The following is a 10,203-nucleotide window of genomic DNA, read 5'->3' as shown; positions in this document are numbered from 1 at the left end:
CTGGAACGGGGATAGCGGCTTAAAAACCGCTATCTAGGGAAGGCGTGTTGAAGCAGGAAGGTTCTTGGAGCGATCTAAGAACCCTCGCCCGATAGGGCGGGGAGTGTCAGATGTTGCTATCATCGACATAATGAGGGTTTGATTGACCATACCAGCTGCAAAGTCCCTTGTGGTTACGCCCATCGTGTAATGGCTTAATATTTGCGTAAGATGGCTGATCGTCTGGTAATGGAAAGCTTAAAGATTTAGCGAAGTCTTCTACTTCTTTAATTTGTTCTCTAATTAACTTTCCTCTACTTAACTTTTTTCTAATTATAGGAGTTAGTGCGTCAGTACCGCCCCCTAACATTCTTGAGACAATACAATGCCTGGCAGTTAAAAGACCCTGTTGTTTAGCTACTGCATGTTCTGTGGATTTCAAAGCTGGAACTAAATTATCTTTTACTTGAGATGCCAAAGAGTTTAAAGCTTCTTCAGTTATATCAGGATATGCAATTCTGTATGCATTTTTAGTAAGTTCAATAGATGCTTTGATATAATATTCTTCCTTGCATTGCCATAATCGCATTGCATCGTGTAAAGACAGGGTCTTTTTAAACTCACTTTTATTTGAGTTTTCTATTAGTATATCTTTCAGCTTATTCTCTAGATTAAGCATATGTTTAATCATGGAAAGAACAATCTGATTGTTTTTTTGGGAAGCGATGAGGGAGTTATCCCAATGGGGAATTGTCCCGTCAGATCCAGCAAATGGCATATCAATAGTGCGTATTAGTAGACCATTCTTTCCCCTAAGTGGAATGAGTGGATATTGTAATGCACTTGCCGATGAGTCAAGTTCCTTTAAAGGTATATTTATATCACTATGAATGCCGCCGTATGTATAGAGGAGCGCTAGCCGATAATAATCACTTCGTAATGCTTGATTTTCCAGTCCTACGTTGTGTAGTTGCGTAATGTTAACAAAGTCTTTATAGAGCTTATCGCAGTCAGGCTCATTAGAATCTTTTAATGCTTTATAAAAGTCTTCATTCAGTTTGTCGACGGTGATGATTTCCACCGTCCCGGATATACCATCACATTTTGATTCTGCAGCAATAAATTTCATTGGTTTATCAGTCAGAACGCAAACATGAAAATCATTGAACTTTCCAAGGCTCTTAAAATGGTGAACTATTTGTACCTGTCTCTCAGGGAGAGTTTTCTTACCAACCCATTCAAAAAAATGGTTTCTTGGAATTAATTCTCCATGTGTTTGACTTGTAAATTCTTGATATGCACTCTTTATTTCAGAATCTTTTAGTATTAACTCTTCGATAAAGTTTTTTGTAGGTAAAGCTTGAGTGGAAGAAATGTTCATAAAACTCCGTTTAACTAATTAAATCCTTTGATCACAAAGAATTAAAATTGTTAAATTCTAACTAGTAATCAGCTTAGAGTGTGTGGTCAAGAAAAAGTTCCATAAGTTCGAATGAGAAAAGAGCACTACCCGCAAAACCTGTTCTGGTTGTGCGGGTAACGTACAGCAGATCACAGGCGATAAAACACCTATCCGGAGATAAGTTCCTCACTTTGGATGTCCAGCCGGGACTTCACCCGGCGTTCTTCCAGTTCTTTCTCTGCCTGTTCTTGCAGTTTTCCAATGTACTCACAATAGGCCGTCAGATTTTGCCTGCGGTTCTGGTCGAATTGTTCAAAACGATGTTTAAAGATCAGCTGATCCTCTTTGCTCAGGTTCATCCAGCTTGGTCTGAAACCCAGGTCTTCCGGGTTTAACAGGTCGTGCACAGCGACCCATTCCTCGCCTTGGCGAAGTTTCATGCCGGGGTTGATAATGTAATGGCCTCGACGGATGCGTTTGAATAGCCTGCGGTTATAGGGTGCATCCCGATCGACCTCATTGCCGGAGAGAATACTGCTGATGTAGCTCTGCTTTTTCCGACGTTCCGGTAAGACCTCGTCCGGCAGGGTTTGCACCCATTCGGTAATGTCTTTGGCCGAGAAACCCTCGCCTCTGCCTGCCAGTTCGCCCAGTTTGCGATAAAACATGGCAAACATCAGGTTCAGTACAAACAGTCCCATCAGGCGCTTGTCCAGCTTGATCAAACGGCCTTGGGTCTGGATGGACAGGCTGTCCGGTTCCAGGTTGCTGTAGACCGGTGCCAGTTTATGGCGGGCATAGCGCTCATCCATCAGTGCCTGTTCCAGTGCCATCTGCAGGGCGTTGAGACCATGGCTGCCAGACAGATCCGGGTTGGCACCGCGCTCCATCAGTTCCCTGACCAGGCCAGCATTGCCAAGACGGGCGGCAACCATCAACGGGGTCAGGTTGAAGATGGTGCGGTGGTCGATGCCGTATTTCTCTGTGTCGCGCAGTACACTGCCGGGGTTATTGAGGTCGTAGGTCATGTAGTGCTTTTGGTGCAGTTGTTTGACCGCTTTTTCTTCCGTCTGTGTGGCGGGTTTAAAGCCGCTGGTGAGCAACTGGTTGAGCATGGGGCGATGCCAGTGGATCAGGGCGTATTCCAGAGCCAGCAGCTGCTTTTTCCTGTTATTGCCGCTTGTGGCTTCTTTCTGCAGTTCCATGAAGGCGGTGCGATCGAGTACCGGCCAGGGTACCGGCTTTTGCTGCAGTATCCGGCTGCGGATCTCATCGGCCTGTTCCTGCTTGCCCTGCAGTTCCAGCTTGCGGGCCTCTTTCTGCCACTCATCCAGGCTGGAGTCCTGCTTATCCATCTGCAGGTCACCGGTAAATCGTTCCAGGTCCAGTAGCCGCATTAACGGATGCTTCTGGTTGGCCTCGATAATGTAGAGGTTGCTCACCGCCCGGGTAATGGCAACGTAGAGGGCGTTGATATAGAACTTGTAGACCTCCAGGGATTTGTCCTGTTTGTTTTTCGCCCTGGCATATTCCAGTGTCTCTTTTTCCAACGCGGCGGGGTCTACACCCGAAGCAATATCCCGGAAGCTCTTTTCTTCATCGCTGATAAAGTTGTAAAGAATGATATTGTCGTATTCCAGCCCCTTGGCCTCCTGGATGGAGAAGACCAGCGGCGTATTAAACCACTGGCGGGCGGCGGCTTTCTGGTCCGGGTGCATCACCAGCACGGCAAAGCGGGTGGAGCGGGCGGTTTTGCTGTCCAGATCCTGTTTGACCTTTTGGCTGTTGGCCAGCAACTGCAACTGTCCCCGGTGTTCGCCAATGCTGTCGACCAGGTAGTTGCTCTCTTTGTCGATGGAGCCAAAGCGGGCGTGCTTCAGTTTCAGAATCCGGTTGGCAATATGGGTGATCACCGGCGCATTACGGTAATTGGATTGGAGTATCCGGATTATCTCACCCTCACCGGTCAGGCCCTGCTGCTCGAAAAACAGGGTCTTGACCTTGGACCAGGAGAAAAAGTTCGGGTGGACAATCTGGTTGGAGTCACCACAGAGGATAAAGTGGCCCGGATACCTGAGGGTCTTCAGTATCAGGTAGAGCTGAATGTTGGTAATGTCCTGCACCTCGTCCACCACGATAAAGTCGTATTGGGGTTCGGCGCTGGCCAGGTAGCGGTGGCTGATAATGTTAGTGTCGTATAACTGTTCCTTTTCCAGGAACTGCCGGTATTTATCGAACAGGTCGTAAACGCCCGAACGCTCTTCTTCACTGAAGATGGATTGTTTCACCCCCAGCTTCAGGTACTCATCACGGGAGAGCCAGGGTGATTCGGTAGAAGGGCCGGTCAGCACGCCCCGGAACTCCTCAAAGAGTTTATGAGGGTCTTTCTGTTTGCTGTTGCCCTTATGGCGCTGGAACCAGCCTTCAAAGTCTTTCAGCGTTACTTCCCGACCGGCGGGTACCCGAATGCTTTCCAGGAACTCCCGAAAGGAGAGAAATTCCACATTCTGTTCTTCATTATCGTACTGGTGAGCGTAGTAAAGATTACGGGCGCTTTGTACCAGAAAGGGGGAGTGACTGACGTATAGTACGTCGCCCGTCGCTTGCTTCATTTTCTCCAGGGTCAGGGCGGTTTTGCCGCTACCGGCGCTGCCGATAATCACCAGGGGCGGCGGCAGCTGATAAACGGACTGCTGTTCACCATCGAAGGAGATTATCTTGTCCAGCAGGTTAAAGCGGTCGTGGTCGGTATTGAGATAAGTCAGTTCTGGTGAGGACTCAGTTTCCGCAGCCTCAATCGGCGGAATTTTTTCCTCATCAATGGTTACGCCCCGTTCCAGGAATCGGGACTTTTCATAGGCGTGATTGCGGATATACTCCAGAATCAGGCAGTAGGGCTCGCCATTGTACCGGTGCAGGGAGAATAACAGCCGATCGTTACGGTTCAGCCGTGCGCGGTAAAGGTTATCCCCGATCTTGCGCACATCCGCCTGCTGGAAATTATTGTTCTCAAGGGCTTTGCGAACTTTGGCAAAGCCGGGTATCTGGTCTGCATTGAGATCGTTGTATAAAAGTATATTCATGGGCAATAGGGTAGAAAACCTGCTGTGCTTTTGCGAGCGTCGAATGCTCTGATGATGCCAGTATTATGAATGGGTGGCCGTTGGCCAGCAATTGTTCAGAGATGTCTAATTCGATTGGTGTTGGTGGTAAATCAGAAATCCTGTCTGGGTTTTATGCGGTTGACGGAATTGACCGTTCAGGGCAGGGCCATTCTTTCGGGTTTTCCGTTATTGGCAAACGGGGTGGCTTTACCGGGTTTGCAATTGCGCGTTATAAAGGGCGTGGCCGGTCTCTGGCGCTTCCTGCCAGGCAGGGTGAGCAGGATAACAATAGGGAACTGCCCGGGCAGAATGAGATTGTTCACCGGTCATTAAGGTCTCGTCGTATATATCCTCTGCAGAGTGTTATTCGCCCTTTTTTATTTCATCCTTTTTTATTCCGTCCTCATAAGCTTCGCAGGCGCTACTGGCCGAACAGTTACCCGGCTCATCGACCACCATTCAACAGCCACTATCCTCAAACGATGGGTGGTCTGGTTGTTTTTGGGCAGACTGGCAGGATCATGCAAGGGTTCCCGGCAGTTGCCAGAAAAAGGCGGTTCTGGAAAGCCACAAAAAAAACAGTCAGGAAAGAGACAGCCTGGCAAGTTGGTCACGGTAAGATTGTCGGCGGTAAAGCCATTTTTCCGGACAGTGATCTGGTCTTCTTTCAGTTATGTCTTGACTACTATGCCAACTGCGCCAATCACCCAGCCCGGCATGGGGCACACTCCCAATATGATCCGCTACACCGAGCATACTGTGACCTGTCCTGTGGTGACCATGTATATGGTCAGGTAATGGACTGCCCTGAGGGATGCTCTGGCCGATGCTTGGCAGACGGGCCGGGAAGGCAATGCGAGAGCCCGGGGAAGCATCCCTGCTTTTTCAATGGCACTTGCTTTTGTGGCAAAGGCAGTGATTCCGGTGTTGTTATGTTCAGAAAATTCCGGATTGGGCTTTGGAGCATCAAGCTGTTAACCGCTTTGTTTTTATTCTTTCTTCTTATTACCGTTCTGGAAGCCTTTACAGGTCTTCGTGGCTCGGTCTCTTTCGCCAGCCCTTCGGCTTCGGAACTTTTGTCCGGATTAATCGTTGCCCTGGGGATGATGGCAATGGCCCTATTGGTTTTGTGTGTACTGATAAAGTAAGTAGCTGGCCATATGGAATCACATATTTCTGGCTACTTGGGCAGGTGCTATGCGAGGCACAACGGAGGGAGCATAGCCGTAGCTATGTGACCGGAGTTGTAACGAAGCACGACTGCATGGATGCAGGAGCTAGAGCAACGCAGGAGCGGTTGCCGGGAGTGCCTGAACAAGGAGTCAGAAATATGTGATTTCATATGGTTAGCTACTTAATACCAACTCCGCCTTCTGAAGAGCGTTTTGAGCAAGCTGTTTTGGATTGTCGCTATTGGTTTCTGACCATTTGGTCATGATATATGTTTACCGTCGGGAACTTTATGTAGCAATTGTTGACTAATGCTTTATTCGCTAATTCGAAGATGGCTCCTGTGGACAGGTTATTCGCAGGAATATCTTTGATCTGTCCAACCTCCTCCTTTTGCTGGCAATCACCCGGTTAAAGTAGTTGTTTATATGTGTAGTAGTTAAAACGATGGATCCAGTAAATGTGTATGCCGGTTGTAATTTGAACGATTTGAATAACCCGGCAAGACCTCAGCGCCCCGATAGTCCTGATGAAAACAACGCCTCTGGCACATTCTCCCGGATGTGCAGGCAGGTGGCTTCTCTCCAGCCAGGAGTGGTTGGCCCTGTTGTGCAACCCCGGGAGACTGATAGTGAGTCATTTATCCCCAATATACCTGGCCCTGCTGCTCATTTTTCAGGCTCCGGCACTTTTGATTTTGTTTCTCAAACCAGCCTTGCTTCGGCAGGTAAAGTTACCTCGGAGTGGGATAAACCGTCAATTGAAGATCACTGGTATCAAAAAGGTAAAATTGAGTATCTCAAAGATAATCTTATGCCAGACAAATACTGGAACTACTTATATCAGGAGGATGTTATTAAGGAGGATGAAATGCAGGAATTAAGAGCAATACGTACACGCAAACGTAGAGCCGAGACATTAGTTCAGATGTTAGAAAAAAAATACAAAAATCCTGACCATTTTGGTTTGACTAAGGAAAAAATTCTGGGAACAATTTTTACAACCCTCGGTGAACACCAGTCATTCTTGCAGGGTTGTCTCAATAAGGAATATCTGGAAACCCATCCCGGCAGTCTTAAATCCAATACTTCACTTGGTAATCAACGATCAGTGTCTGTGGACAGGCGTAATGCAGAGTATGCAGCCGCAGGACGGGGGGGGGCCTACAGCGGTGAAACAAGACAAGGCTGTGAGCATGATGATCAAGGGTTAATGAAGAAAGGCGGTAAAGGTCCAAAAGATGATACAAACAACAAATTTTCCAATGTGAAAGACAGTTTTCCTGTTCAGGAAAGTTCAGTACCACAACAACCACAACCATCATTGCGGGCACCGCTCCGGTTTTACCCCTGATCAGCGATAATCTGATGAATCGGTAAAATTCTCCAGCCATGGCAGGGAGTGCTTCGGGCAAGTTGACAGCACTGGGAAAAGGTAGATAATAGAGCGGTTTTTTGTGGTGTAGAGCTTTACCATTACTGTTTTGTAGCCAGCTTTTGTAACGATTAGTGAGTCAAATTCAGTGCTGATTCTTTGCTTCAGGGTCAGTGTATTTGATATTGGGGAGAGGTTGTCAGCTGGCTCTTGCCGAAGTATACTGATGAACAATTTGATGCGGGGTGGAGCAGCCTGGTAGCTCGTCGGGCTCATAACCCGAAGGTCGTTGGTTCGAATCCAGCCCCCGCTACCAAATCCTGAAAAACCCCCTTTGCGGGGTTTTTTGTTAGGTAGCGAGTAATTGATGTGTGATGGCCGTTCTGGTCATTGTGCGAATATATGGGGCTTTATAGCCCTTTTTTTGTTTTTTTGGCAGGTATTCAGTCGTGGCAGGTAAGCAGTCGCAGCTGGAGACACTTATCGAGCCGATCGTGGAGTCGCTTGATTACCGTCTCTGGGGTATTGAGTTTGTTTCCCGTGGGCGGAATTCGCTGCTTCGGGTCTATATCGACGCAGAAGATGGCATCACCCTGGAAGATTGCGAAAAGGTCAGCCGTCAGGTGAGTGCCGTTATGGATGTAGAAGACCCAATTGCGGACGAATATACCCTGGAAGTATCTTCTCCGGGATTGGACAGGCCGCTGTTCCGGCTTGAGCAGTACGAGATGATGACTGGCCATACGGTCAGTATACGCCTGAGAGTGCCTTTTGAAGGGCGCAGAAAGTATCGGGGCATCATCAAGGGAATTGAAGATCAGGATGTCGTTATAGAGGCCGATGGCCATGAGCTTCTGTTGCCAATCGAAAGCATCGATAAGGCGCAGGTGATACCACAGTTCGACTGAATTATCCTTCAGGCCGGGCGGATATCCCGGTTTAGCAGCCAGGGATGTGTTGGCAGGAGCCTGTCGGACTTGGCTGACCAGAGCGAGAAAAGCCTGATTTGAGACATTTTTCATGCTGATTTGAGGGGAATAGCAGGGCTATTTGACGAAAAGCAGCATGGATTGTGACCAGATCAGGCTTTTCTCCGCAGGTCAGAAGTGAGTCCGGCAGGCTCCATAGGCATGGACTGGTTCAGCATAGGCGAGGCAGAGCATGAGTAAAGAGATTCTGTTGGTCGTAGAGTCCGTATCCAATGAGAAGGGAGTACCGCCCGAGGTCATCTTTGAGGCGTTGGAAACCGCTCTGGCGACAGCGACCAAAAAACGGTACGAAACCGAAGTGGATATCCGGGTTGCGATCAACCGGGCTAATGGGGAATACGATACATTCCGTCGCTGGACTGTGGTCGCTGACGAGGATTTTGAGTTTCCCGGCATGCATCTGACTCTGGATGAAGGCAAGGAGCACGACGAGTCTCTTGAAATTGGTGGTATCTGGGAAGAACCGGTTGAGTCGGTAGGCTTTGGCCGTATTGCCGCTCAGACAGCCAAGCAGGTGATTGTCCAGAAGGTGCGTGAAGCCGAGCGCCTGCAGATGGTTGAGCAGTACCGAGACAAAATGGGCACCCTGATTTCCGGTACCGTCAAGAAGACAACCCGTGACAGCATTATTGTTGATCTTGGCAATAACGCTGAGGCGGTTTTAAAGAAAGATCAGGTATTGCCCCGCGAGAACTTCAGAATGAGCGCCCATGTTCGGGCCCTGCTCCATGAAGTGTCCACTGAGGGGCGTGGTCCGCAGTTGATGCTGTCAAGAACAGCGCCCGCGATGCTGATTGAGCTGTTCCGTATTGAAGTTCCTGAAATTTCAGAAGAAGTGATTGAGATCAAAGGTGCTGCCAGAGATCCGGGTTCACGGGCCAAGATTGCCGTGAAAACCAATGATGGCCGGATTGATCCGGTCGGTGCCTGTGTCGGTATGCGTGGTGCCCGTGTTCAGGCGGTCTCCGGTGAACTGGGCAATGAGCGTGTTGATATCGTGCTTTACGATGACAACCCGGTGCAGTACGTGATTAATGCCATGCAGCCGGCCGAAGTGGCTTCAATCGTTGTCGATGAAGACAAGGGCACGATGGATATTGCGGTCAGTGAAGATAATCTGGCTCAGGCTATTGGCCGTGGTGGCCAGAATGTCCGCCTTGCCAGTGAACTGACGGGCTGGATCCTGAACGTCATGACCGAAGAGGACGCCGCTGCCAAACAGCAGCAGGAAGCGGGTCGTGTGGTTCAGACCTTCAGGGAAAAGCTGGATGTTGATGATGATCTGGCTGGACTACTGGTGGCAGAAGGTTTTACCTCCATGGAAGAGATTGCATACGTCCCTCTTGAGGAGATGTTGGCCATTGAAGGCTTTGATGAAGATATCGTTGAACAGTTGCGCTCAAGGGCCAAGGATCAGTTATTGACTCAGGCCATTGCCCAGGAAGAAAAGCTCGATGGTACCCAGCCTGCTGATGACCTTCTGAATATGGAAGGTATGGAGCAGCAACTGGCCTATGAGCTGGCCAGTCGCGGTGTCGTTACGATGGAAGACCTGGCTGAACAATCGATCGATGACCTTCTGGATATTGACGGAATGGATGAAGATCGGGCTGGTGAGCTGATCATGACGGCGCGGAAACCGTGGTTTGAAGAAGCGGGTAACTGAGCGGGCCACTGAGAGGAGAAGTGTGAATGGCAGATGTAACCGTAGAGCAACTCGCAGCAGTGGTCGGCGCTCCAGTGGAGCGGTTGTTGCAGCAGATGAAAGACGCTGGTCTCACCAAAAGCAGCGCCAAAGAGTCTGTGTCCGATGCAGAAAAACAGCAGCTGCTGGCCCACCTGAAGCGAACTCATGGTGATGCCGGTACCGGTTCTGAGCCGACCAGGATTACGCTGAAGCGTAAGACGGTCAGCCGCATGAAAGTGTCTGGTGGCAGTTCCGGCAAAAACAAAGTGGTTAACGTAGAAGTACGTAAAAAGCGCACTTACGTCAAGCGCGAAGCCGCTGAAGAAACACCAAAAGCGGATGAAGCGGCGGCCCGTCCTGAAAAGCAGGAAGAGCGTGGCCAGCGTCGGGATGACCGTGGTCAGCGTAAAGATGATCGCAGCCCACGCCGGGATGATCGTGGCCAGAAAGATGAACGCGGCGCGCGCAGCGATGACCGTGGCTCCCGTTCCGGTGAGC

7 protein-coding genes and 1 tRNA gene are annotated in these 10,203 nt (G+C 49.4%); 6 read left to right on the top strand and 2 right to left on the bottom strand.

What is annotated here, in order from left to right; translation table 11 throughout:
- Positions 1–106: 106 nt before the first annotated feature.
- Both ACO6UY_RS23160 and ACO6UY_RS23155 read right to left on the bottom strand, forming a co-directional pair.
- Positions 107–1,360 (bottom strand): glycosyltransferase, encoded by a 1,254-nt coding sequence (locus ACO6UY_RS23160; protein ID WP_422447449.1) that lies wholly within the window; start codon positions 1,358–1,360, stop codon positions 107–109.
- A 188-nt stretch (positions 1,361–1,548) separates the two neighbouring features.
- Positions 1,549–4,464 carry a UvrD-helicase domain-containing protein gene (locus ACO6UY_RS23155; RefSeq protein ID WP_422468143.1) on the bottom strand — a complete coding sequence of 972 codons (2,916 nt, stop codon included), beginning with the start codon at positions 4,462–4,464 and terminating at the stop codon, positions 1,549–1,551.
- 101 nt (positions 4,465–4,565) lie between these two features.
- On the opposite strand from ACO6UY_RS23155, the gene ACO6UY_RS23150 reads away from it, so the two are divergent.
- The 6 genes from ACO6UY_RS23150 to ACO6UY_RS23125 all read left to right on the top strand — a co-directional run.
- On the top strand, positions 4,566–5,633 hold the full coding sequence (locus tag ACO6UY_RS23150) for a hypothetical protein (RefSeq protein ID WP_422461906.1): 1,068 nt from the start codon (positions 4,566–4,568) through the stop codon (positions 5,631–5,633).
- A gap of 595 nt (positions 5,634–6,228) precedes the next feature.
- Positions 6,229–7,008, top strand: a complete 780-nt coding sequence (locus tag ACO6UY_RS23145; RefSeq protein WP_422447443.1) for a hypothetical protein — start codon at positions 6,229–6,231, stop codon at positions 7,006–7,008.
- 260 nt (positions 7,009–7,268) lie between these two features.
- A tRNA-Met gene (locus tag ACO6UY_RS23140) sits at positions 7,269–7,345 on the top strand.
- 133 nt (positions 7,346–7,478) lie between these two features.
- Entirely contained in the window at positions 7,479–7,937 is a 459-nt protein-coding gene (gene rimP, locus ACO6UY_RS23135) for a ribosome maturation factor RimP (RefSeq protein WP_101746603.1), read from the top strand.
- Positions 7,938–8,190: 253 nt separating this feature from the next.
- Positions 8,191–9,684 carry a transcription termination factor NusA gene (gene nusA, locus ACO6UY_RS23130; RefSeq protein ID WP_269672643.1) on the top strand — a complete coding sequence of 498 codons (1,494 nt, stop codon included), beginning with the start codon at positions 8,191–8,193 and terminating at the stop codon, positions 9,682–9,684.
- A 26-nt stretch (positions 9,685–9,710) separates the two neighbouring features.
- On the top strand, positions 9,711–10,203 hold a 493-nt coding region (locus ACO6UY_RS23125), incomplete at its 3' end, for a translation initiation factor IF-2 associated domain-containing protein (protein ID WP_422491436.1).

The sequence above is a fragment of the Endozoicomonas sp. ALE010 genome (genome assembly GCF_049310165.1).
Classification (GTDB): Bacteria; Pseudomonadota; Gammaproteobacteria; order Pseudomonadales; family Endozoicomonadaceae; genus Endozoicomonas.
The sequence above is the reverse complement of the archived record's forward strand: the minus strand, read 5'-3'. Positions and strand labels throughout refer to the sequence as shown.

Bases quoted from the DNA above. Each gene is read 5' to 3' on its own strand.
- ACO6UY_RS23160 (WP_422447449.1), bottom strand. From the start codon at position 1,360: ATGAACATTTCTTCCACTCAAGCTTTACCTACAAAAAACTTTATCGAA.
- nusA (WP_269672643.1), top strand. From the start codon at position 8,191: ATGAGTAAAGAGATTCTGTTGGTCGTAGAGTCCGTATCCAATGAGAAG.
- ACO6UY_RS23150 (WP_422461906.1), top strand. From the start codon at position 4,566: ATGTCTAATTCGATTGGTGTTGGTGGTAAATCAGAAATCCTGTCTGGG.
- ACO6UY_RS23155 (WP_422468143.1), bottom strand. From the start codon at position 4,464: ATGAATATACTTTTATACAACGATCTCAATGCAGACCAGATACCCGGC.